Source organism: Roseibium sp. FZY0029 (assembly GCF_036350355.1).
Lineage (GTDB): Bacteria > Pseudomonadota > Alphaproteobacteria > Rhizobiales > Stappiaceae > Roseibium.
This window is the reverse complement of sequence record NZ_JAZDVZ010000003.1, coordinates 148,428-173,374: the sequence shown is the minus strand read 5'-3', so window position 1 is coordinate 173,374 and position 24,947 is coordinate 148,428. Positions and strand designations below refer to the sequence as shown.

Genomic DNA, 24,947 nt, shown 5'->3' with positions numbered 1-24,947 from the left:
CGCACGAGACGCGAGTCAACCGCAACCGCCGGCTGGCAATTTGTCGCAATAGCGGTTTCCTGCGGCGGCTAGACGCTTGGACACTGTCAGAATTGCAGGGGCGGGTGGCTTCAGTATTCGCGTTCAAAAAAGATGCCGGCTTTAGAAGACCCGTCTGCACCGACTTCACCGCGCACCTTCAACCCGCGATCGAGGTCGATATCGACCTTGACCCGGCTGGAGCCTGTTCCCGTCCCCTGTTCGACGCCAACATAAATGTTGTCATTTATGTATTTGCCGACCGCGACCGAGGGGCCGTTTTCTCCGTCCGTGTTGATATCGATGGCATCGAGTCCGAGGGACTTCCGGATCGTGGCGAGCGGGCCGTTGTCACTGCCGCCCGTGAGCGTGGCGATGGCCGCAGCAAGGCGGGCCACCTGTGTGGGGGACAGGTTGCCGACGCTTTTGCCAAACAGAAGCAGTGCGAGCACTTCGTCCTGTGGCAACTCGGGCGACGATGAGAACGCGATCTGAGGATCGTCTGCCTGACCGGCTACGGTGACGGTAATGGTTGTGTCGCTGACCACGGTCGCCGCCGCAAAATCCAGGATGGGGGTCAGCGATCCCTCGAACGTGGCGTTGCCGCGCGAGAAAATCAGTCGGCGCGTGAGGATCTCGAGTTGACCGCGTTTTAGTCCGAATGCGCCAATGGCTTGCGGAGACGCCGTCGTGCCGACAATCTTCAGGTCCCCCTGCAGCTCCGCGTCGAGGCCGCGGCCGCGAATGAAGATCCGTCCAGGCGCTGACAGGACAATGTCCAGACGCGGGGGAAATGTCTTCTGCTGGGTTTGCGTTTGCGGCACGTCCCCACCCAGTTCGGCAACCTGCTGCTGGACAGCCTTGGAGGCATTGATATGCCGGACATCGACAGGGGGGATCGCCCCGGGCAGATATTCGGGAATGGAGACGTCTGCCTTTTTGATCAATACCTTCCCGCTGATGAGAGCTGAGGCGCTGGTGGACGCAAGCGGCCCCGAAACCTTGAGGTCTGCATCGACTTCTGCCGTTACCAGTCCGGGATCGACATAGCGTCCATTGTCCAGTTTGAGGCTGAGGTCAGCCGGAAATCCGTCCTTCATGCCCACGGTTCCGGAAGCAGACATCGAACCGCCCGTCGCGAGGTCGCCTGCAATGCCATTGAGCGAGGCCTGGTTCTGGCTGACAGAGGCCGTGCCACGGAAATTTTGCACCGTGATACCCGTCGACAGGCTGGTGATCTTCAAGCCGTTTGGCGTCGCCGTCACCTGATAGGTGGGCGCTGCCGCCGTACCACCGACGTTACCGTTCAAGGCAATTGTGCCTTCGCCCCGCAGCCCGGCCTCGATCATTGGGCGTCTGATTGCTGCGGTAGGAATGGTCCCGTTGAGGGTGAGCGAGATAGGATTGGGTTTCTGCACCCCGACAGTGCCAGCAGCAGTCAGGTTCAGGCCATTGGGATCGCTAACTTTGGTTGTCTGGTTGATCTTGTTGTTCTTCAGCGTTCCGGACGTTGACAGGCTGAGCGCTGCCAGCCCGTTTCTGCGCAATTCGTTTGCCGTCAAGCCGGCACCGGAAATCGTCCATTTCGCTTCCGGCGCAGACGAGCTGCCGCTGGCGGAAACGTTGCCTGAGAGTGACCCGCCAAGCCCCAGCGATGGAACAAAAGCGTTGGCCAGATTGAGCGGGATGGACTTCAGGTCCGCAGTCAGGTCAAGCGTTTTACCCGCCTTGCCGGAAACCGCAAGAGACCCGTTGCCAAGCTGAAGTTCCAGGGGCTCGATTGTCGCTTCGCCGCCTGCATAGGAAATCGTTGTCGGCTGTTTCAACTGGCTGGCAATGCCCTGATAGCGCATGGCAAGGTCCGAGAGGGCAACGACGTAAGAACCGGCTTCAGGTTCATTCACTTGCGCGGCCAGCGTCACACCATCCTTGCCGTTCTTGTCCAGCTTCACGTCCGCCGTGATCGCCGTTCCACCATTTTGCGGCTGAGCCTGAAGCTTCACGGCATGAACTGGCGTGGCGTCGGTCAGTATATCGGACAGATCGATATCCGCGGTGACGGTTTCGGGCGCGTAAGGTGCCTTGAGGTTGGCCTTCAGCTTTACGCTGCCGAGGCTGACCGAGGGCACACTGATATCTTTGCCGGAGATATCGAGCGCAAGTTGCTGCGTCTCCGGGGTCGCGGTCACTGTTCCCTGAATTTGCCCGGCAATTTCCGTGAGGAGGAGCGGAGAAAGAGACGCAAGATCGGGAGCGTCGATGTTCAAGGTGCCTTTAAGCGTCTCAACTGGCTTGTTGAGGTCTGCAAGGGAGAGGGAGCCGGTCACCGTATTGCCGGCCAGCTTGACGGAAAGCGGACTGATACTTGCCCCTCCGTCCTTGCTGGTCAGCTCGACATCGACTGCGATGGGCTGCCCGTTCAGGCTGGCACTGCTGGTTATCTTCGCCGTCGGAGCGGCCGGGTTGGCGGTTGCCTCGGCAGAAAGGTCAAGGTCGTCCAAAGGCGTGCCGGCAAGCATGATCTGTTTCGAAGAGGCGGCAGCCTGCACTTCGAGCGCGCTGAGCGGCCCGGCTGTGCTGGCGTCAAGTTCGAGCGCGCCTGCAAGTTGTGGATCTACTTTGGAAAGATCGGCAAGGCTTGCTGTCAGGCTGGAACTGAGTTCGTTCTGCTGGTAACGGGCGTTCCCCTTGGCGTCCAGCGCCTTGTTGGAAACGGCAAGGCTGGTTACGGAAATATCGTCCATACCTTGAAGATCGACAGAAACGTCGATGCGCGTTTCCCCTTCCAGAAGGGCGTCGGCCTGGGGGATTGCCGTGGTGATGTTATTGGCGACGATGGCACTGGTGATCGTGCCTGACAGTTGAGCGGGATCAAGATCCACCGAGAATGTGCCGTCCAATGCACCTGTCAGGTGGCGGCCTGCGAGGCCGGACAGAGGAGACAGGTCGGTAACGGACAGCCTGCCGGATCCATCAACACTGTCGGCCGAAAGGCTAGTGTCCGAAAGGGCAAGCCGGCCAACTGCGGTCGACAGGGTCAGGTCCCTGATGTCGGCCGATTGGGCTGTGCCATCCAGGGTTCCGTTGGTTTTCAATTCGAGTGGGCCCGACAACGGCTCTGTCTGCGGCGTGATGCCGTCCAATTTGTCGATGGCGAGCGTCAGCGCGAAGGGCGAGGTCAGCACCTCTTCGGACAGATCTGCGCCGTTTCCGAAGGCTGTCAGCGAGAGAGCTTCGGTTTTGGCTTCCGTTGTCTGGAGAGACTTCAGATCGACCTTTGTCTGCCAGTCGACTGACGAGCGTTGCCCCGAAACACGAACGGACCCATCCAGTGGGCCAAACGCAATGCGCCTTTCGCCCAGGTCAAGCGCGATCACAGCATCGTTTCCGGCACTGACGGAAAGATCTGCTGTCGCGTTTACGGCTTCGTTTTCCAGATCCGCCTTCGCGTCCAGGGAAACGGTCTGCGTTTTCAGTGTGAGGTTTGCTGCCAGAGGCGCAAACTCCGTCGAGAACCGGGCAGAGCCTTTCGCATTCGTCGTACCAAGAAGAAAGGCTTGCGCTGCGGGCGGGGCAAGGGGAGCGAGATCTCCGTCCAGATCGAAGGCCAGATGCCGTTCAGAGGCGCTTTCCTCGATCCGGGCAGAGCCCGTCACTGTGGTTCTGCCATCAAGGGCAAGACTCAGCTTTGCCGCCCAGTCGGTCAGCGGACCATCGCCTTTGAGGGAGAGGTCCAGCGCCGGAAGGTCAGGTACTTCAAGCAGTCGTGCCGCCAGGCCTCCGCGCGGCTCAGAAACTTTGATGTCGAAGGCAAGCGTTTCAGCGGCAGGCTCAAACTGCGCTTTGGCCATGAGACCGGCTTCGATACCGTCGATCCGGTGGACGTCAAGATCGGCAGTCACAAGGGCCGGATCGAGTGCGAACGAGCCTGACCCGGCAGCCGTGAGGGACACCGGGACACCCAGAAGCGGAGCTCCGAGATTGATTTCGTCTAGGCTCAGGCGGTCGAGGGTGACGTTGAAGGGCAGTGATAAACCACCAGTCGCGCTGCTTTCCGCAGCGGCTTGCGTTTCTTCGGCAGGCAACGGAACAGGCGGCCTCTCCAGGTCGATCCGATGTGCGGAAAGAGAAGAGATGTCGAGATTGCCGGACAGGAGCCGCATCGGATGCCAGTCGGCTGCAATATCTTCGGCATTCAGCCAGATGCCTTCCCGGTCCGCCAGCGTAACCTTGGCGACTTCGGCCTTCAGCCCGAAACTGATGTAGAGATCTTCGATCGTGATGGTCTGACTGTCGGAAGAGGCAAGAGAGCTGACAACGTTCGACACGAAGGTGCGGCCCGCGGGCACCTGCAGGGCGCAGATGGCGAGCACGGGAACAGCAATCGCGAGCGCGATCAGGAATCCGAAGATCCGTAAGGAAAGTTTTATAAAACGCATGTGCGTTAGAAAGCCTGGCTCAAACCGACATAAAGGGCGAAGTCCGGATCGTCCTGTTCCGGATCCAGAGGCACCGCAGCATCGACTCGAAGCGGGCCTATTGGTGTAAAGTAGCGCAGACCAGCGCCAACGCCCACCTTAAGGCTCTCGGAAAAATCGGGAATGCTGTCTTCATACGCATTGCCTGCGTCGACAAATCCAACAATTCCAATGGTTTCGGTTACCATAACCCGTACTTCGCCGGAAAGCTCGATGATCGAGCGGCCGCCGATAATTTCGCCGTCCTTGCGTGGACCAACGTTGCGATAGGCGTAGCCTCTGATGGAGCCGCCACCACCTGCAATGAAACGCCGGCTGGCAGGGACGGATTCCACGGACGGCGCCAGAATGGTGCCGGTAGAGACGCGGCCTGCAAGAATAAAGCGTTTGGCTTCATCAAGCGCGTAGTAACTGGAGACAGTCCCCTTGATGAAACCCATCGGATTGCTGTTCAGGGCATCATAAGCGGGTTCGGCAAACAGCGCTGCGAAGACGCCCTTTGACGGATTGAGCTTGTCGTCGCGATTGTCGAACGTCAGTTCAGCAGGCAGGCCAACCAGCAGATAATCCTCATTTCCGAAGGCATCTTCCTCGTTGGCGTAGTAGATTTCCGCTCCTGCGCGACCCTTCAACTGCTCTGAAAATTCCCGGTTGAGAAAGGCGTCATACGTGATTGACCGGCTCTTGTAGGCGTCGGGGTGTTCCTGGCGTGCCTGCAGGCTGGTCGAAAAACTTGTAAGTGGACCGAAGACGCCCGGCTTTTCAAAGGCAATTCTGGCGGAATACTCCATGTCGAGGACGCTCTCATTGCCGATTCTGCCGACAGAGCCTTCTACGGAGAGCAGCTCGCCTCTTCCGAACAGGTTGCGTCTCCGCCAATAGGATTCGACACCGAAGCCTTCGGTGCTCGACCAGGAAGCGCCGGCACCAATGACATGGCGCTTGCGTTCGCTCACCTCGATAGTGACCGGCATGGTTCCGTCGGGGCCTTCGATTTCTCCTTCCACGAGACGGATGGACGAGAAGATACCAAGTTCGTTCAGGCGCTTGCGTGCCCGCGCGAGATCTTCAGGCGAATAGACGCTTCCGACCGGCAGCATCGCTTGCTGGACGACGAAGTCCGGCTTGGTAACTTCCGTACCTTTGACGGTGACAGGACCGAACCGGGCCTGGTAGCCCGCGTCGGCAATGAGTGTAACGGCAAGTGTTTTGGTGCTGTGATCAGCGGTGATCCTGCGTTCAGCAATCCGAGCTTTCGGATATCCACGATCCCGCAGAACCCCGATCATGCGCTTTTCCGCCGTGAGGATCTTGCCGGAGGCCGCAACGTCGCCCTTGGTCAGTCCCCAATAGGCCGGATCGGTCGAAAGGTCACCGTGCTCGGAAGACACATCGATGTTGCCAAAGGTGAAAACCGGGCCCGGATTGACCAGAATTTCCACCTTCACGGGGCGCTCATCCGGAAGGTCGCTCTGCTCAAGAGCGGTTTCCAGGGGAATACCCGCAAGAGTAATGTCGACAGTGCCACCGTATCGGCCGTCGGCATAGAGTTGGGCAACAAGTCGTTCCCGGTCGGAAAGAGAGCGTGCAAGCAGACCGGCTTCACCCGAGGGCGGCTTATTCTGCTGCTGTATCAGCAGTGAAGCACCTTTCAACTCCTCGGTGAGGTCATCGGCACCATCGGAAATGGAAAGGTCTGCTTCATAGGGCAGGGGATCGGGAACCGCGTTGGCTTCGTCTTCCGCTGATTCGAAGAATTTCCAGCCGAAAATTTCAAAGGAACTTGCGGGAAGGGAGCCTGCCAGAAGAAGGGCACAGGCCAAGCTCGCACCCACCGGGCGCAAGGCAACAAAAGAAACACCGCCAGCCAACCAGGCTGCCAATGAAGACAATGCGTTGAAACGCGTGCCGACGACTAAGCCGGACTTGCAAGACGGTAGACCCTTCACTCACTGCCGCCTGTTGAATTGGCATGTTGAATTGCGTCTGGTCACTGAGCAATTCAACAATCTGCTTTTGCAGCCCCTACGTTACACACCTTAAAGGGCCATGGTTAAGCGAATACAAACACGATAGACCATGGCACCGGAGCGAGTTCAAGAGAGAAGGTGGCACAACACTTTAGAGGATGAGCTCATAGGTCGAGCAGCTATTTCTTGCATGCGTATTTTTGTCAGTGAGTGAATACTCAAAAAAGCGCTTCTTCCTCTGGAAGGCCAAGTAGACGGCGGGCAGCCGTCAAGGTGTTGACCATCAGCATGGCGATTGTCATGGGGCCGACGCCACCAGGAACCGGCGTGATTGCACCGGCAACTTCGACAGCTTCAGAAAATGCGACATCGCCCACAAGCCGCGACTTGCCTTCGCCAAGTTCCGGCGCCGGAATCCTGTTGATACCGACATCAATAACGGTCGCACCTGGCTTGATCCAGTCGCCCTTGATCATTTCCGGCCGGCCCACCGCTGCAACGACGATGTCCGCCGAGCGAACCACATCCGGCAGATCCCTGGTGCGGCTATGGGCGATTGTAACCGTGCAGCTTTCCTGCAGCAGGAGGCTGGCCATGGGTTTTCCGACGATGTTGGAGCGGCCGACCACCACTGCGTTAAGTCCGGAGAGCGTACCGCCGAGGGTGCGCTTCAGCAGGATGAGGCTGCCGGCCGGGGTGCAGGGGACCAGCGCGCTGTCCCGCTCGCCCGCAGTCAGCAGGCCGACATTGACCGGATGAAAGCCGTCGACATCCTTCTCCGGGCGGATCAGCCGCAGGACCTTGCTTTCATCGATATGGTCCGGCAAAGGCAACTGCACCAGAATGCCATGAATGTCGGCGTCGTTGTTGAGCTTGTCGACAAGCGCCAGCACGTCGGCTTCGCTGGTATCGGCCGCCAGGGTGTGTTTGACCGAGTGAAAGCCGCAGGCCTCCGCCGCCCTGTCCTTGTTGCGTACATAGACCTGGCTAGCGGGGTCTTCCCCTACGAGGACGACCGCCAAACCGGGGCGTTTGCCACTGGTTTCCAGCAGCTTGGCTGCCCGGTTGGTGATTTCTTGCCTGACACTTTCCGCGATGGCCTTGCCATCGATGATCTGAGCCTTGGGCATTCGGCCTCCTCATTGGTCGCGCACTTATCTAAAACCGGCGATAAGCTATAGTGGTCTGTCTCGAAATGAAAAAGACCGAATGCGTCTTTTCCTGCTCTGGTTTCGCCATGTCAGTTGTTTGAGGCACCCTGACAGGTCAAAGCGTCTCCGCGAAGTGGTGGAGTTCAGCAATCGCGCAGACGATATGATAGAGCGAACTTGCCGGTGCAGCCTCGTCGGTAAAGCTTCCGTCGGACGCCAGTTTGTCGCGCCAGAGGCCGGCTGGAACACCTTCAAAGTAGATCTGCAGCGCCCGGATGGCTTCCGGGATGTCAGCAAGATAAGCATCCTTCTCCGTGCCGGTGGAAACCTCTGCAAGGACGATCGCCGCTTTGATCCATTCCGTCTGGCCCCAGAGGCGGGCCATCGGATCACGGACGGAAAAATCGTCGTTCAGGGCCATGAAGGCAACGCCGCGGCTTTCGTCTATCCCGTAAGTCCAAGCGATATCGTAAAGGCGGCGTGCCGCGATCAAGGCACCTGCGTCCTTTCGCGACTGTCCCCATTTCGCCAGCAGCCAGGCCCATTCAAACTGATGGCCAGGCTCCATGACACGGCCCTTATCCCCATCAAACGGGGTCCAGTCGCTGTTGAAGAATTCCCGCAGGCCTCCGGAAACCGGATCAATGAAGCGTGTCAAGGCGAGTTCGGCAATTTCATCGGCCAGGTCTGCCCAGCCGGCGTTTTCTGAAACGGTTTCCCACGCAAGGCAAGCTTCGAACATGTGCATATGGGGGTTTGAACACAGCGGTACCCGGCTGGGCGAGGCTTCCTCAAAACCGGCTTCCGGATGGCGATAGGTCGTCATCAGGTGGTGCAGCAAATTCTCCGCATGATCTATAGCGCTCTCCCTGCGGGCCGGTGCATTCGCAGCGATCTGCGCGAAGCCGAAAAGAGAAAACGACTGGTTGTAGAGGTCGAAGCTTGGATCGGTGACCTTGTTGTCGATGTCGACGCTGGCGGCGTAATGTCCTTCCGGCATCAAAAAAGTAGTCGTGTACCAATCGAAAAGCGAAGTCGCGATGTCCTCGGCCGGGCCGGACCATCCGAGTTTTTTGCCTTCTAGAAACGAATAGATCTGCCTGTTTACGACCCTTGCACGCCGCACCACCGGAAGTCCGGCAAGGGTCTCGAGGTCGATGACATCAAGGCTTGTGTTGGTTTGCTGGTCGATGCCTGCGGTTGACCAGAGTGGCAAGGCCGAATCCCGAAGCCAGCCTGTTAATTCTGACGATAGGTTTTTTATGTTGTTAATGTCGTCGTGCCGGTTGCTTGCGGTCATTAGATACCCCGAAAAGAGAAGGTGGAAGCTCGGACGGTCATTTTGATTATCGACGCTCACATGCCGAACAGAAGACGATAAATTGGAATTTTATCAATTCACTAGGAAAAGCAGGTGTAGTGTTACAGCAAAGTCACAGGTGGGAGGTTTCTCCCGGGGAAAGCTGCGATGCGTCTTGGACAACCTTGCAAGAGGGTGTTACCAGACTTGGCAGCAATTTGGGTGGATTGGGTACTAATGCGTTTTTTGTCAGTATTGGCGGCTGCCGGAGTTCTGTTTGGATGCTCCGCCCTGCCGGGCGAAGGCCCGGCTGCGATAAATATTTCGTCGCAAGACGTCGAGAACAGCGCGCAGGCTGGTGATTATACCGTCGTCGTTGTTGACCCCACCAATATTGACACCATCAAGAATTACCGTCCGCTTGCGTTCGCCAATCAGTTCCACGGGGTGGGAAGTGGCGGTTCGTCGACCTTGCTTGGCGTCGGTGATACGTTGAACGTGACAATCTGGGAAGCGTCGCCAGACGGTCTTTTCAGCAGTGGCGGCGGCGGTTCGAGCAATATTCCCTCCGTCGTTGACGAGAGCGGCTACATATTCGTCCCCTATGCTGGTCGTATCCGCGCAGCCGGTCTGAGCATCGAAGGTCTGCGCCAGTCGGTGCAGCAGAAACTTGTCGGGAAGGCCGTTGAACCTCAGGTTCTCATTTCTCTTCGGGACAAGTTGAGTTCCACGGCTGTTGTCGTCGGCGATGTCGCAAAGCCTGGCGTTTATCCGCTACCGCTCCGAAACACGCGGCTGCTGGACCTTGTCGCGCAAGCAGGCGGCGCGCGTGATGCGACGTACGAAACCGTGGTGACCCTGAAACGGGGTAACCGGTCTGGCACAACCCGTCTGGAAGACCTGATCGATTATCCGGAAAACAACGTTCTGGTCGCTCCTAACGACAATATTTTGCTGTCGCACCGCCCGCGCACTTTCTCCGCATTCGGAGCTCTCAAGGCCAACCAGCTTGTTCCGTTCAAAACAAAAACGGTGACCATGGCCGAAGCCCTGGCGACAGTGGGTGGTCTGCGCGATGACCGTGCGGATGCGAACGGCGTTTTCCTGTTCCGCTTCGAGGACGCTGCACTCGTGCGGCAGCTTAAGCCGCTTCTTGCCGACAAGTTGACCGGCAGACAGAGCGTGCCACTTGTCTACAAGTTGAGCCTTCGCGACCCCAAAGGTTTCTTCATGTCGCAGAAATTCGAGATGCGGGACAAGGACATCCTGTTCGTTTCGAACCATCCGACTGCTGAGCTTGGCAAGTTCCTGCAAATCATCGCGCCGCTCATAAGCAACTACTCTGTGGTAAGTAACATCACGGATTAACAGTTGCCGTACGAAGATTTAACGGCTCAGATAAACAAAGTGGGCCGTTAAAGCCGGTAGGTTGGCAGATTGCATGGTTTCAGTCAGTTCAATGGTGGTGCTGTTTCTGCAAGGACCGCCTGGTGTTTTTGCGCGAACCATTGCCGACAGTCTTGAAAAGGCGGGAGCGTCGACACGCAGGGTCAACCTGTGTGCCGGCGACTGGCTCGCTTGGCACGACCGCAGGTGCACGTCCTATAGAGGGTCCTTGCGCAATTGGCCCGATTGGCTGCGAGCCTACTGCCAGGAACAGAAGATCACCCACATCGTTTATTACGCAGACCGCGTGCCGTATCACGTGGCCGCGGCGGAAGTGGGGGCGGAACTCGGAATTACCTGCCTGACCTTTGAAAACGGATATCTGCGTCCGGACTGGATAACGCTGGAACAATGCGGAATGTCTGCACATTCCAGGTTTCCCGACGATCCCAAACTCATCATGCAGGTGGGCAGCAGCCTTCCGGACATCGACCGTCAGCCACTCTATAAATACCCGTTCATCAACGAAGCGGTGAACGAGGTCACCTACAATATGGCCAACGTGATCTTTGCGTTGTCCTATCCCCGATATGTCCGCGATAAACTGTATCATCCGCTCATCGATTACCTGAGCAACATTCCGCGGTTCGCACGGGCAAAGAGCCGCAACAGGCACGCCTACCACGTGATCGATGATATCATCGCAACCGGCTTGCCCTATTACGTCTTTCCTCTCCAGCTTCAGAGCGACTATCAGCTTCGCTACAATTCCCAGTACGACCATATCGCCGATGCAGCGGAAGAAGTGATCAAGTCGTTTGCCGCAAACGCCCCGTCCTCGGCACGCCTGGTTTTCAAGGTGCACCCTCTGGACAATGGCATGGAGCCTTGGGGTCGTATCCTGCGGACACTTGCCAAAAAGTATCGGGTGAAAAAGCGTGTGTTGCTCGTGGATGGGGGCAACCTGAACCGACTTCTGGAACACGCAGCTGGTTCCCTGACGATCAACAGCACCACCGGGTTGCACGCTCTCAGAGCGAATTGCCCCACGAAAGTTCTCGGGATCGCGCTTTACGACATCGCAGGTCTGACTTGTCAGAACCCTCTCGATGATTTCTGGCGGAACCCGACGATGCCGGATCAGGAACTGCTGGACGCGCTCGAACGGCTGCTCGCAGCGTCCATTCAGGTCAAGGGGTGTTTCTATACCAGGGAAGGACGGGAAGCGGCCGCCGATCTCATGGCGGAGCGGATGATTGCCGGCACGGTAAATTTGCCACAAGCCTTCTGCGAAACACCGCCGCGCTTGCGAAAAGCACAAGCGAGAGGGATTGCGACCACCTTTTCCGAACAGCTGGAACGCCGCGGCAAGACCGAAAGGTGGACGCATGTCTGGCGTGGCTGAGCACTCTCCGGCTACGGAAGCTCGCTCGAACGCTGAAAGACGAGTTCTTTTTCTGCAAGGACCTTTATCTCCACTCTACAAGCTGACGGGGGATCGTCTCAAAGCCCTGGGCTTCGGTGTTCACCGGATCAACTTCTGCGCGGGAGATTGGCTTCATTGGCACGGAAAGGGCTGCGTCAGCTACAGGAAGTCTGCGTCCGACTGGCCGGCCTTTATCGAAGGCTATATGCGCACTCACGCAATAACGGATCTCGTCCTGCACGGAGATCAGCGCCTTTACCATCGCCTCGCAATTGAAAAAGCCATAAAGCAGGATGTCTATGTCGCGGTCACGGAACTTGGGGCTTTGCGGCCCGGCTGGATGACGCTGGAACGCAATGGTCTTTCCACCCTTAGTCACTTTCCCTCTGATCCTGCATTGATAAGGCGCGTTGCCGAAGCCTCAGGGCCTGTGGATCTCGCTCCAAAGTTTCCTTCGAGCTTTTGGCTACAGACAGCGCCTGATGTCGTCTACAATCTGACGAATGTGTTTCTGAAGCCTCTGTATCCGGCCTACCAGCGCCATACGATTTATCCGCCCATCCAGGAATATCTGAAGGGGGCGGTGAGGCTATTAACGGAAAAACGGAGAAACCAGGCTGCGGAACGCCTGCTGGCAGCTTTGCGGGAAAAAGCGGTTCGCTACTACGTTCTGCCATTACAGCTTGAAGGTGATTTCCAGCTTCGTAGACATTCGCCATTTGACAGTTTCGAACAGGTACTTTCGATCGTGTTCAAATCCTTGGGCGAAGAAGCGCCGGAAGACGTCCATATTGTTCTGAAAAGCCACCCTCTTGATGTCGGCTTTGAAGACTGGCCGGGTGTTTCAAAAAGGTTGGCGGACCGCTTTGGCGTTGGGGGCAGGGTTCATTTTCTCGATGGCGGAGGTCTCGCAAAGCCATTTGAAGAAGCCCTGGGTGTCGTGACACTGAATTCAACTGCCGGCCTCGAAGCCTTGCAAGCTGGCCTGCCGGTGAAAACACTGGTACCGGCCCACTATGACATCGCTGGCCTGACCCACCAGGCCGATCTCGCAACCTTCTGGCGTGACCCGGACTATCCGGACAAAGACCTGCTTTCTGCATACATCCAGGCTCTTGCAGCTTCGACACAGGTACGCGGGTCGATCCACAATGCCGAAGGTGTGTCGGTTGCCGCGGACAATATCGCCCGCAAGGTTGCTTCAAGGGACTTGAATGCCTTCGGGGCCTTTGTCGATCCGCCGCCGAGGCTCGCAAAGGCGCGTTCGCTTGGGGTGCCGTTATGATCGGTCGGTTGAAACGGCAAGGGACGATGGTCAAGATCGTCGACCCTGACCTTCGTCCATTGGCAGATCGACTGCGGGCGGCTGTAGAGGCTGGACTTGTTGAGGGCATCGGCGCCAAACCGTTTCAAGCCAGCTGGCTGAGGAATGCCGATCCGACCGGCAAGGCGACTTCTGATGCCGGTGGAGCACTCCTGATTCTGGAGGGGCCAACACCGCCTCAAGCCCGTCGCCTTCCGTCCAGCCTCATTCTGGTGCCGGTGAAAAATCCGGAGAAGAAAGATCGGTCACTGATAGGCGCTGCCTGTGACGCGCTGCTCCGGCAGTTCAACAAAGCGGGTGAAAACAACGCGTCGGTCTGCGACTTCACGAGGATATGGCGTGAGCAGTCGCTTTCCTGCACGGCGGCGGGCGAAACCACAAGGCTGGGTGTCGATGGGCTTTATCTGGAGCAGATCCTGGCTGGCGGAGAAAATCAATCTGAGGACGTGGCGTTCTGGCGCGAACTTTTGCAAAAGGCGGCTCATGAGCAGATAGCCATCGACGACCTGTTGAACTGGCTTCTTTCGCGCCGTACCGCCTGGTTCTCGCCTTATACGAAAGATCTTCTGCGCGCTGAAGACGCATTAGAGGTCTTCACGCTGATGCAGAAGCACTGGCAGGAAAATTCGGTACCCGCGCATTGTTACGGCGCGCAGTATTGGAACCATCCCTCCATCAACGCCACCTTTTCCGGAAAAGGCGGGGCTGTCACGTTTCACGATACCCAGGAGGACGGCGTATCAGCTGCCCGAACCGATGGTGGGCACATATACTCCTGGGCAGGTCGAACCGATCCGGCCTTCGAGACGCTTTGCAAACGCAATGCAGTGCCGCTGTCGCGCATTGAGGATGGCTTTTTGCGTTCTGTCGGTCTAGGCGCTGGCCTCGCGAGAGGTGCAATGCTGGCGGTCGATGATCTCGGGATCTACTATGACCCTTCACGGCCCAGTCGGCTCGAAGTTCTGTTGAAGGAATACGAGCTTTCGCCTGCCGAACGGCAGCGGGGCGAAGCGCTGATCGACCTCATCATTCGCGCTCGGGTTTCGAAATACAATTTCGGCAAATCGCAGGAATTTACCTATCCGGCCGACAGGGAAAAGATCCTTGTTCCAGGGCAGGTGGCTGACGATGCGGCTATCAGGAAGTCCAGGTCTGCGACAATCGATTGCGCCAACACCCCGAATGTCAATCTAGATCTGTTGCGTCTCGCGCGCGATCGTCACCCGGACGCGTTTCTGGTATTCAAACCGCATCCCGATGTCGAAACAGGTTTGCGCAAGGGGCGTGTGCCTCGCGAGACCGCTCTGCAATACGCCGATGACATTGCTGAAGACGCAAATATCATCGATCTCATCGAGGCCGTGGACGTCATTGAGACCTTTTCGTCGCTATCTGGCTTCGAAGCCCTGTTGAGAGGCAAGAAGGTGTGCGTTCATGGAGCGCCCTTTTATGCAGGTTGGGGGCTTTGCGAAGACCTGACGGCAATAGAGGGCAGGGGCAGGAACCGCACGCTGCCCGAACTGGTCTATCTGGCGCTTGTAAAATACGCCCGTACGATCGATCCGGTGTCCCTGTTGCCGTGCACGCCTGAATTTCTGGTAACGAGACTTGCAGAGCAGCGGACGGACAAGCGCCATCTTCTGGTGAACTCGATCAAGCGGCATTCGTCTTGGCTGGGTAGAAAACTTGGAATCTAATCCTTATGGGAGAGGCGAGAATGGCAGGTGAAACGCAAAAGGTCATCGTACTGACCGGTGCCAGTGGAGGCATAGGTCAGGCGCTTGCGCGTGAATTCGCCGGCCCTGGCATTTATTTCGCCCTGATTGCCCGCGACCAAGCGCGGCTTGATGCGCTTCTGAAGGAAATCCGCGCGCTTGGCGCTGACGGAGAAATCAGCGCTGTCGACATTCGTGACCGCGACGCACTGCACGGTTACCTGAGCGATCTGGACAAGCGGCATCCGCTGGATCTGGTTATTGCAAATGCCGGCGTTACGGCAGGGCTCGGTCCGGACAGAACGCGGGAATCGGACGCAGACAGTGATCGGCAGATCGACGTGAACTACCGCGGCGTGGTCAACACCATTTCCGGTGTCGTCGATGGGATGCAGAAACGCCGCAAGGGACAGCTGGTGCTCATTTCCTCACTGGCAGGAATGCGCGCCTTGCCGGATATGCCGAGTTACAGCGGTTCCAAGGCAGCGCTTATTGGCTATGGCCATTCGCTGCGTGGCTGGTTGAAGCCCTTCGGTGTCTCTGTGACGATCATCTGCCCGGGCTTCGTCACCTCACCAATGTCGGCCCGCCACAAGGGGGCAAAGCCTTTTGAAATGCCGGCCTCGAAAGCCGCAATGTTGATGCGGCGAGCCATCGAACGACGCAAGCCGTTTTACGCATTTCCGTTTTTGCTTGCCTGGGGAATTCGGCTTCAAAACCTGTTACCGACAAGGATCGGAGATCTGTTCATGGGCGGTTTTGAGGTGACGATCGATCAGGATCCGCGCTACCGGGAAGGTACGGACAAGTAGCTTCTGGATCAGTCCGGACACGACAAAGACGCCGTGTCCGGGAATCCCGCCAGGGGACCACCCGCTTTAAGTTTAGCGTGTCGCCTTGATCAGCCTGTCAACGGCTGTTCCGTCTGCACGCATGGCGTCCAGTTCCGTAGCGGTGGTTTCAACGGCACGACGGATCTGGTCTTCGGTATGTTGGCTCGTGATGAAGAACCGGATGCGCGCGGACTTTTCCGGAACTGCTGGAAAAATGATCGGAAGAGCGTTGATTCCCTTTGCAAGCAAACGGTTGGAAAGCGTTGCCGCACTTGCAGAATCGCCAACGATCACCGGAACGACCGCATAGCCGGCACTAGGGCCGGTATTCAGTCCGGCTTCCTTGGCGAGCTTGAGGAAGAGAGCGCCGTTCTTCTGCAGTTTTTCCACCCGCTCCGGTTCCTGCTCAAGCAGTTCTGCAGAGGCAATCGCCGCCCCGGCAAGCGCAGCGGAAAGGCCGACGGAAAACACGAAACCCGGAGCCGATACCTTGAGGTAGTCGCACAGCACCTTTGATCCGGCGATATAGCCACCACAGGACGAGAAGGTCTTGGAGAGGGTGCCCATCCAGATCTCGACTTCCGTGGGATCTATTCCAAAATGTTCGGCAATGCCCTTGCCGGTCTTGCCGAGAACGCCGATGGAATGGGCTTCATCAACCATCAGCCAGGCGTCGTAGGCCTGTTTAAGCTTCACGACACGTTTCAGATCCGGGAAATCTCCATCCATCGAATAGAGACCTTCCACGACAACCAGTACCTTGTCGAACTTGTGCCGATGATCTGCGAGCATCTTTTCCAATGCATCGAGGTCATCGTGCGGAAAATTCATGCGGGTGGCGCCGGACAAGCGAACGCCTTCGGCGATGGAGTTGTGGACAAAGGAATCTGTCAGAACCAGATCGCCTTTGTGTACCAGGTGGCCAATTGTCGTGACGTTTGTGGCGTGCCCTGACACCATCACGATCGCTGATTCGACGCCGTGAATTCTGGCCAGGGCTGCTTCCAGCTCTGCATGGAACGGCCGTTCACCCGCAACAATCCGGCTTGCGGAAACGCTGGTGCCGAACTTGTCGACATAGGCTTTTGCAGCTTCATTGACCTTGGGATGCCCGTTGAGGCCAAGATAGTTGTAGGAGGCGAAATTGTCGTAGTTGCTGCCGTTGATGAAACTCGTTCCTGCAGCAAGCCCGTCGTGCGGCCGGAAGAACGGGTTTTCAATGCCCATCATGTCCGCCGCAGCCCGGTGCATTTGCAACTGCTTGACCTGCGGAAGCTCCTTGAAATCATAGACTTTGCGCTTCGGCGCTGGTTGCGGACGCGACGTCGAAGACGCCGTTCGTCCGCGCGCTGAACGGCGGTTGGCTTTCAAGCTGTCCATCAGCTTGGCGCGATCATCAGCGCCCATACCAGTCATTCCTTTTATGAGGCCGCTTACAGGAACGAACCAAGTTCGCGGCTCTTGTTCTCAACTTCAGTGGCGATATCGGAAAGGTCTTCCGTTTCTTGACGCTGGTCATCCACATGCAGGCTTGCGAGTTGCTGGGCCTCATCCGAAATTCCGGAGGCATTTTCTTCGCCCAGAACCCGGTTGGCAACTCGGCCAGACAAGTCGATCAGAGTTGCACCGTTCGCCAGTGACATCAACGGAATGTCGATGCCAAGCTGGCGTTCCGCGCTCATGCGCAGTTCAAGTGCCATCAGAGAGTCCATGCCGATATCGGACAGCGGCTTGTGCGGATCAATTTCTTCGGGAGCAATTCGCAGGATCTTGCCGATTTCCGCAGCCAGGAGCTTTGCAACTGTCTGCGCGGCGGTGACCTGATCCATCCCTTCCAGCATGGCTGCCAGGTTGATCGCTCCATCCGCACCGGTTTCGTCTTCGTCTCCAAGACCGAGCAAACCGACCAGAGGCGTGCCGACGAGAGCCAGATCTTTCCGCGCTGCCTGCCAATCGATACGGGCATAGCCAAGTGCGGCAAGGCCGATGTTTTCCTGTGACGGCTGCACCATAAGCGCCATCAGGCCATCGAGTGCTTCCTTGGCGGTCAGGGCGTGGCGTCCGAGCTTGCGGGACAGCATCTCGTTGACATCTTCGTTGCGGGCAAGATAGCCGGCATCGGAGATTGCTCCCCAGGCAACGGCAAGCCCCGGACGGCCTTCGGCACGGCGTTTGCGTGCAAGCCCTTCCAGGTAACCGTTGGCGGCAACATAGTTGGCTTGCCCGGGATTACCGACAAGCGTCGTGGCGGACGAGTACAGCACGAAATGGTCGAGCGGATCGTCAGCCGTCAGCCTGTCCAGAAGCTCCGCGCCGCGCACCTTGGGGGCCAGAACTCTGGTCAGGCCGTCGTGATCCATGTTGGCGATCAGAACGTCATTCAGTACCATTGCAGTGTGGAACACGCCTTTGACCGGACGTCCGTCGACCCGTATCTCCGAAAGCGCTTTCTTGACAGCAGCTTCGTCGGTGATGTCGCAAGCATAGCCCTTGATGGAGACACCGCGCTTGGACAGTTGCTCGATGACTTCCTGAGCTTCTTCGCTGGAAGCGCCTCGGCGGCTGAGAACCGCAAGCGATTTTGCGCCATGGTCGGCAAGGCGATGAAGCAGTGCCGCACCGAAGCCGCCGAAACCGCCGGCAACAAGATAGACTGCGTCGCCGTCAAACGAGATTTCACGCTTGGTCGGAACGTTTTCGGGAACTGCCGGCGGGCGGATGACGATCTTGCCGATATGTCCGGCCTGCTGCATCAGGCGGAATGCATCGACCACATCTGCCGCTTCGAAGAGGCGATGCGGCAAGGGCCGTAGCGTTCCGGCTTCGAAGAGTTCGACAAGCTTGACGAACAGATCGACGGCCAGTTTGGGCTGACGCGTTAGAAGCTGGTCGGCGTCGATGCCGAAGTAGGTCAGGTTCTGTCGGAACGGACGCAGGCCGATGCGGGTATTGCCGTAATAATCGCGTTTGCCCAGTTCCAGGAAGCGGCCGAACGGTTTTAGAACCTCGATGCTGCGTTCCATAGCCTCGCCAAACAGCGAGTTGAGAACCACGTCGACGCCTTCGCCGGACGTTTCCTCCATGACGGCATCAACGAACGCCAGGCTCCGCGAATCCAGAACAACGTCGGCCCCAAGCAGTTTCAGCGTGTTGCGTTTGTCTTCCGATCCGGCAGTGGCGATGATTTTAGCACCGCGCCATTTGGCGATCTGCAAGGCTGCCAGGCCGACACCACCGGCGCCGCCGTGGATCAGGACCGTCTCGCCCTCGGAGAGGGCTGCCAGATGCACAAGGGCATAATAGGCTGTGAGGAATGTAACCGGGATGGTCGCGGCTTCTTCTGCGGAAACCGTGCTCGGCATCGGTGCGCAGCCACTTTCGTCGACGGTAACATGAGAGGCAAAGCAGGCCGGAGCGAAGGTGATGACCTTGTCGCCCGGTCGGAACCGCGTCACGTCCGGACCGCAGCCCACAACATGACCGCAGCATTCCATGCCCAGTGTCGGTCCGGCAAAGCCATCTTCGAGTGCTTCTTCCGGGAGCAGGCCAAGTGCCCACATCACATCGCGGAAATTGAGGCCGCTGGCTTCAACGGCGATTTCCACATCCTTGCCTTCGAGCGGCTTGCGCTCAACGGCATGCCAGGCGAGCTGGTCCAGGGACCCTTGGCGCAGAATATCCAGCCGCATGGCCGGTTTTGCGCCTTCCGGCAACGTGACGCTTGAAAGGACACCACCCTTGACAAGGCGGATGCCGGAGCGGGTCTTGCTGTCGAGAACGATTTCCCGTTCGCAATTGGCAACCAGGATTTCGTCGGCCACACGGGCGGCGGCTATCCCCGGTTCCAGATCCGGCGAAACGTCGATCAGCTTCAGGTTCGCGTCCGGGTATTCGTTCATGACCACGCGGCCGAAAGCCCAGATACCGGCTTGCTCGGGTGCAGCGGGTTTGCCGCCTGCGATATCCTGTGCACCGGCGGGCGCCAGAAGCGTGAATTCACCACCATTTGGACCCAGTGCCTTGAGCAGGGTCATCAGGCTGAACGCACGACTATCGACGGAGGCGAGAGCATCGGCCGGAGCAGCATAGGCGCCAAGCAGATGAACGACACGGCCATTGTGTTCCGCGACGAGTGCGTTGAGCGCGTCGTCTTGCGCGTGGGCGTCGCCCTTATCGCCAAGCGCAACGCTCCAGATGTCGTCGCCGAGTTGTTCTGTAACTTCTCCTGGAACCAGAAGAGTGGCCGCATGCCCTTTACGGTTCAGGCAGGCCTTCAGGCCTTCTGCAAGGCGGTGAGACGCGCCCTCGGAGCTGGTCAGAAGCAGGTATTTTTTCTGCTCGGCCTCAGCTTCCGGTGCTTCCTCGCCTGTATTGTCCGCCACTTCCTCGGCACGCTCGCCTGCACGCGCGCAGATCAGATCAGCTTCTATCAATGCGCTCTTCAGCGGCACGGTCTGAACGTCCGTCAGGCCTGCAGCTTCCAGCGCCTTTGTCCAGTCTGCCTGCTGTTTCGAAATCGGGAATTCGGCAGTTGCGCCTTCGTCCCACCACGAAGAACCGACACCCATGATGAGGTCGGTGAGCGGGTGCGGCAGCGGCTCTGCACCCAGCACAAGCCCGCCAGGGACGATGGATTTCGTGAAACGCTTCAGCGTATCGGCGTCGATTTCGGCAAGAGACGTATCGAACAATACGATGTCGAAATGCCTGTCGAAGGTGAAGGAAATCTCTCCCGGTTCGACGAACTCCGTCGCCGAGCTGCCCTGCCAAAGCCGCTCACCGCGACCGACTGCAGACGATGTAGCATCCGTCACAGTCAGCGCCATGTATGTCGGATCGAGCGCAGCGTCGATTGCTGCCGCAACTCCGCTGTTGGCTCCAACCAGAAGCACTCTGAGTGCCTGGTCACTTGGCCAGCCGGTGATCAGGCTTTCAACGCCCGCCTGCAAGGCGGATGAAAGAGCGCGTTTTGCCGGAGACGAGGTGCGGTAGGCCTCGAACAGGCTTGAAGAATATTCCTTGCCGGATGCTTCCTGCAGGCCGAACTTGAGAATATCTGGCAAACCGGTCCAAAGGCGCGCCAGCAAGGCTGCTTCGGCAATATGCTCGCCGCCACCATCGGTCAGGGCTTGCAGAAGCTCGGATGCATCCGGGTTGCCAGACGGGTCAGACAGCTCGAAACCGTCGTCGCTTTCCGTGCACACGCCGCTCTCGACCAGCCAGCCGAAAAGGCTTGCCGCCAGAGGGATTGCGCTTTCGTGCAACTCTCCAGCTTCGACGAGCGCGCCAAGGACGACCTGTCGATCCGCAAAGAGATCGTAAAGTGCCTTGTGCGCAATCGTACGGCCAAGAGCTTCGATAAGAACCCTGCTGTCGTCGAGTTCCTGGTCGTCCGAGCCCAGCAGATCGAGATTGCCGGCCAATGCTGGCAAACCTTCAAAAGTTTCCTGAAGCGGGGAGACGCGGTCCTGCGCAGGCAATAGCGTCGCAATCTGCCGGTAGACGAGATCGTCGGGGCGCGTGTCCTGACCAAGGGTTACTGCTTTGAAGCGGGTTTTGGTGAGGCGGGCGATTACTAGGCCTTCGGCGTCCAGGAACTCGAAGCTTGCTTCGATCGAACGCGGTGAGGCCTTGGTCACCTCGATGCGCACGGAAGCCGGAAGGGTTTCCGGTGCCAGAAGACGCAAGGTGCCGAGACGGATCGGCAGGAAAGAGGTGTTTTGCGGCACATCTTTGACGCCGTCCAGCAACGCAAACAGGCCGTGGAAACCGGCATCCACCAACGTCGGACAGAGAGAGAAGGAGTATTCGGCCAGGCTCTCGTCCTGCGGCAGCAACGTCACGGTAGCACTGGTGTTCGAGTGCTTGACGACTTTCTCGGCACGGCGGAACGCTGGCCCATAGTTCAGGCCGAAGCTCTTGGTGACCGTATAAAGTGTCTCGTGATCGAGTTCTGAAACGACGCCGTCACCTGTCTTCACCCATGGGGTTCTGGATGTCGTCGAGGGCGTCAGAAAAGTTCCGCGGGCGTTCAGCGACCAGTCATTGTCGGAAAGGCGCGGACGCGACAGGATCTCGATCACATGGTCATCGGGCGAAATGCGGACCTGGGTCTCCCACACTTCATCACCTTCGATCACCAGCGGCCGCAGAATATCGAAATCGCGCAGTTCGATCTGGTCGCTCCGGCTCCAGCGGAGCGCGGCGCGCAGGCTCATCTCGATGTAGCCCGCAGCCGGAAAGACGATGCTTTCCTCGACCTTGTGGTCTTGCAGGAAGGGCAGGGAGCCGCTGTCGATATGGCTGAACCACTCGGCCGTATCCTGTCGCAGCCGGTATCCGAGCAGCGGCCAGGTCTGGCCAAACATGAAATCGACGCGCTCGGGGCTGTTTTCCGGACGATACTCGGAATTCTGCCAAGGATAGGACGGCAGAGGAGCCAGATGACCCGGCCGTTCCCCGACGAAACGGACCAGATCGGTCTGACCGCCATGGGCGAGAACGGACGCTGCAATCCGGTCGAGCGGATTGCCTTGGCTCGCAACCGCCTTTTTGGAGGGTTCCTTCAGCGTCTCCAGCACCTTGGCCTTTTTGCCCTTCGCACGGAGAACATCGTTCACATAAGTGCCGAGGACAGGCTTCGGACCGATCTCGATCAGGACGGAGAAATCATCCGCAGCCATGTTTTCCATAGCGGCAGCAAAGCGGACAGGTTGACGGACATTGTGCCACCAATATTCGGCATCAACGCACACATCGCGCTCATCCGGCGTGACGGTCGAATAAAACGGCAGGGAAGCGGCGGTGGGCGAAAGGCCTTCCAGTGCAGCCAGAAGCGGCTTCTCGATCGGGTCGACCAGGGCGCTGTGGAAGGGATACGCCAGGTTGAGGCGGCGCATGGCCCATTTTTTCTTGCGGGCAAATTTTGCGAATGCATCGAGGCTTTCGCTGTCGCCGGAAATGGTGACGCTGCGCGGGCTGTTGTCTGCGGCGAGCTCAAGCTTCGGCAGACCGCTTTCCTTGATCGCGGCAACCGCCTGGTCCGCCGGCAGAAGCAGGGCCGCCATCGACCCAAGATCGCGAACGACTTCCTGTTCACTGGAACGGGCACGGATGACGCGTACCGCCTGTTCGAGGTCCAGAGCACCTGCGCACCAGGCAGCGGCCACTTCGCCGACCGAATGGCCCGCTGTACCGGCTGCGGTAATGCCCCGCTGGCGCAAGGATTCCACAATCCCGACCTGAATTGCGAACAGAAGCGGCTGGGCGATCTCAGAGCGCTCGAGATCGGATTCAAGGTCTTCTGCAAAAAGCGTCGTGACGAGAGACCATCCGCTCAGGCCCATGAATATCTTGTCGACCTTGTCGAAAGCGGTCCGGAACGCCGTATCGGCCTGATAGGCTTCCTGACCCATGCCGGCCCACTGAGAGCCGTTCCCGGAAAAGACAAACCCAACCTTCGCGTTTGCCTTGATGACGCTTCCAGACACCAGATCGTTATTTTCATCGCCGGTTTCGGCGAACGAACGCAGTGCGTCGAGTTTTTCGGCTTTCGTCTTGCCGAGCACGACCAGACGCTCGGACAGCAGGTCGCGGCCATGAGCGCTCGAGGCAATGACGTTCCCCGCGGTTTCATCCGCTTCGCTGTCTAGACGGTCGGCAAATTTTCCGGCGAGTTGTTGCAGGGCTTCTTTGGACCGGGCGCTGATCACGAGCGGCGCTTCGACCGGTGCCGCTGAAGTTGCGTCGATGACGGGGTCCGGATCGCCGATAACGGCGTGCGCATTGGTACCGCCAAAGCCGAAGGAATTGACGCCCGCAAGTCTGCGGTTGCCGTCGCGCTCAAGGGCAATGTTTTCGCCGGCGACCTTGAGGTTCAGCTCGTCAAAGGGAATATCCGGGTTGGGATTTCTGAAGTGAAGCGACTGCGGCAGCAGGTCTTCCCGCAGAGCCATCAGCGCCTTCAGAAGACCGACGAGGCCCGACACAGGCTCAAGGTGACCGACATTGGTCTTCACAGACCCGATGGGCAGCGCCTTTTCGCGCTTCTGGCCGATAACCTTGCCAAGAGCGTCAGCTTCCGCGGGATCACCAACGCGGGTCCCTGTGCCATGCGCCTCAACGAAAGCGAGGTCCTCCGGATTGATTTCCAGGCCTTCGTAGATTTCGCGCAGAAGATCTGCCTGTGCGTAGGGGGAGGGCAGCGACAAGCCGACGGTTCGTCCGTCTGCGTTGATGCCGGTTGCCAGAAGCTTGCCGTGGCTTTTTGCGCCTTGCGGGATGCCCGCACGGGCGGCGCGAAGAACAACAACTGCACCGCCTTCCGAGCGCACGTAACCGTCTCCATTGGCATCGAACGCCTGGCACAGGCCGGTCGGAGACAGCATCGTGGCGCGGGAGAAGCCGACGAAGGCGAACGGGCTGAGCAGAAGACTGACGCCGCAGACGATGGCGGTGTCTATCTGACCGGACTCAATGGCCGAAACAGCTTCATGCAGGGCAACGATGGACGAGGAGCAGGCGGTGTCGACCGTGAAGCTCGGGCCACGAAGGTCGTAGATGTAGGAAATACGGTTGGAAACGATCGACAGCGTGTTGCCGGTCATGAACTGCATGTCAGCCATGGCCGGATCGACCAGGAAGCGATGGTGGTAATCCAGTGAGGACGCACCTACATAGACGCCGGTATTTGATCCCGCCAGGTCGCTCGGGCGGATGTTCGCGTGCTCCAGAGCTTCCCAGACCAGCTGCAGCAGCAGGCGCTGCTGCGGATCCATCTGCACGGCTTCACGCGGGGAGACACCGAAAAATGACGGGTCAAATCCCCAGACGTCATCGAGCTGACCGGCGGCCCAGGTGTAGCTTTTGCCCGAAGTGCTTTGAACCGGGTGGCCGAACCGGGCAAGGGGCCAGCGGTCATTGGATACTGTTGTGACGGCACATTTGCCGTTTTTCAATAGCGACCAGAATTCGGCAGAATCATTGGCGCCGGGGAGCCGAGTAGAATAACCAAGAATATCGATGTTTGATGTAAGCGACGCCACAGAACAACCTGTTTTTATTAGTTAGGAACAGTCAAGCTATTGAGTTACATGAGGAAACTTAAAAATTGTAAACAGTCATTCGTGCAAGCTCCCTCGAGATAATTCGAAGACCGGCGCGACCCAGTCCCAGTGCTGCCTTGCGTAAGCTTATCCCATGCCAAACAGCGTTTCCAGCTACCTTGCGAACGCAGGGTTTGGCAACCTTTATCCCATGCAGAATTGCTGGAAAAGGCTACATACATAAAAAAACGTAGTTCTTCTGAGTGTTGTTAAAAAGCGTGGCAGCTTTGCAAGAGCAGATT

The 24,947-nt window shown here is 58.2% G+C and carries 11 protein-coding genes; 5 read left to right on the top strand and 6 right to left on the bottom strand.

Annotation, left to right across the window (positions count from 1 at the left end; translation table 11 throughout):
• Nucleotides 1–110 precede the first annotated feature (110 nt).
• From V1T76_RS09225 to V1T76_RS09210, 4 genes are all read right to left on the bottom strand, one after another.
• Nucleotides 111–4,457: a translocation/assembly module TamB domain-containing protein gene (locus V1T76_RS09225; RefSeq protein WP_330560376.1), complete on the bottom strand. Its 4,347-nt coding sequence runs from the start codon at nt 4,455–4,457 to the stop codon at nt 111–113.
• Between the two features lie 5 nt (nt 4,458–4,462).
• Nucleotides 4,463–6,319, bottom strand: a complete 1,857-nt coding sequence (locus V1T76_RS09220) for an autotransporter assembly complex protein TamA (RefSeq protein WP_330560375.1) — start codon at nt 6,317–6,319, stop codon at nt 4,463–4,465.
• Nucleotides 6,320–6,684: 365 nt separating this feature from the next.
• Complete coding sequence (gene folD, locus V1T76_RS09215) at nt 6,685–7,596, bottom strand: bifunctional methylenetetrahydrofolate dehydrogenase/methenyltetrahydrofolate cyclohydrolase FolD (RefSeq protein WP_330560374.1); 912 nt, start codon at nt 7,594–7,596, stop codon at nt 6,685–6,687.
• 136 nt (nt 7,597–7,732) lie between these two features.
• Entirely contained in the window at nt 7,733–8,833 is a 1,101-nt protein-coding gene (locus tag V1T76_RS09210) for an AGE family epimerase/isomerase (RefSeq protein ID WP_330560373.1), read from the bottom strand.
• A 321-nt stretch (nt 8,834–9,154) separates the two neighbouring features.
• On the opposite strand from V1T76_RS09210, the gene V1T76_RS09205 reads away from it, so the two are divergent.
• From V1T76_RS09205 to V1T76_RS09185, 5 genes are all read left to right on the top strand, one after another.
• A complete protein-coding gene (locus V1T76_RS09205) occupies nt 9,155–10,285 on the top strand; it encodes a polysaccharide biosynthesis/export family protein (RefSeq protein ID WP_330560372.1) in 1,131 nt (376 codons plus the stop codon).
• 73 nt (nt 10,286–10,358) lie between these two features.
• Entirely contained in the window at nt 10,359–11,708 is a 1,350-nt protein-coding gene (locus tag V1T76_RS09200; protein ID WP_330560371.1) for a capsule biosynthesis protein, read from the top strand.
• Nucleotides 11,709–11,934: 226 nt separating this feature from the next.
• On the top strand, nt 11,935–13,014 hold the full coding sequence (locus V1T76_RS09195) for a capsular biosynthesis protein (RefSeq protein ID WP_330560370.1): 1,080 nt from the start codon (nt 11,935–11,937) through the stop codon (nt 13,012–13,014).
• Nucleotides 13,011–14,750 (top strand): capsular polysaccharide export protein, LipB/KpsS family, encoded by a 1,740-nt coding sequence (locus tag V1T76_RS09190; RefSeq protein ID WP_330560369.1) that lies wholly within the window; start codon nt 13,011–13,013, stop codon nt 14,748–14,750. Before V1T76_RS09195 ends, V1T76_RS09190 begins: the two co-directional genes overlap by 4 nt.
• Before the next feature lie 20 nt (nt 14,751–14,770).
• Nucleotides 14,771–15,580: an SDR family NAD(P)-dependent oxidoreductase gene (locus tag V1T76_RS09185; RefSeq protein ID WP_330560368.1), complete on the top strand. Its 810-nt coding sequence runs from the start codon at nt 14,771–14,773 to the stop codon at nt 15,578–15,580.
• 72 nt (nt 15,581–15,652) lie between these two features.
• Here the strand turns inward: V1T76_RS09185 and V1T76_RS09180 are convergent, their stop codons facing one another.
• Both V1T76_RS09180 and V1T76_RS09175 read right to left on the bottom strand, forming a co-directional pair.
• On the bottom strand, nt 15,653–17,008 hold the full coding sequence (locus V1T76_RS09180) for an aminotransferase class I/II-fold pyridoxal phosphate-dependent enzyme (protein WP_330560367.1): 1,356 nt from the start codon (nt 17,006–17,008) through the stop codon (nt 15,653–15,655).
• Nucleotides 17,009–17,034: 26 nt separating this feature from the next.
• Nucleotides 17,035–24,645, bottom strand: a complete 7,611-nt coding sequence (locus tag V1T76_RS09175) for an SDR family NAD(P)-dependent oxidoreductase (RefSeq protein WP_330560366.1) — start codon at nt 24,643–24,645, stop codon at nt 17,035–17,037.
• Nucleotides 24,646–24,947 lie beyond the last annotated feature (302 nt).

Coding starts and splice junctions, on each gene's coding strand:
- V1T76_RS09225 (WP_330560376.1), bottom strand. CDS start 4,457: ATGCGTTTTATAAAACTTTCCTTACGGATCTTCGGATTCCTGATCGCG.
- folD (WP_330560374.1), bottom strand. CDS start 7,596: ATGCCCAAGGCTCAGATCATCGATGGCAAGGCCATCGCGGAAAGTGTC.
- V1T76_RS09205 (WP_330560372.1), top strand. CDS start 9,155: ATGCGTTTTTTGTCAGTATTGGCGGCTGCCGGAGTTCTGTTTGGATGC.
- V1T76_RS09185 (WP_330560368.1), top strand. CDS start 14,771: ATGGCAGGTGAAACGCAAAAGGTCATCGTACTGACCGGTGCCAGTGGA.
- V1T76_RS09180 (WP_330560367.1), bottom strand. CDS start 17,008: ATGGGCGCTGATGATCGCGCCAAGCTGATGGACAGCTTGAAAGCCAAC.
- V1T76_RS09195 (WP_330560370.1), top strand. CDS start 11,935: ATGCGCACTCACGCAATAACGGATCTCGTCCTGCACGGAGATCAGCGC.
- V1T76_RS09190 (WP_330560369.1), top strand. CDS start 13,011: ATGATCGGTCGGTTGAAACGGCAAGGGACGATGGTCAAGATCGTCGAC.
- V1T76_RS09200 (WP_330560371.1), top strand. CDS start 10,359: ATGGTTTCAGTCAGTTCAATGGTGGTGCTGTTTCTGCAAGGACCGCCT.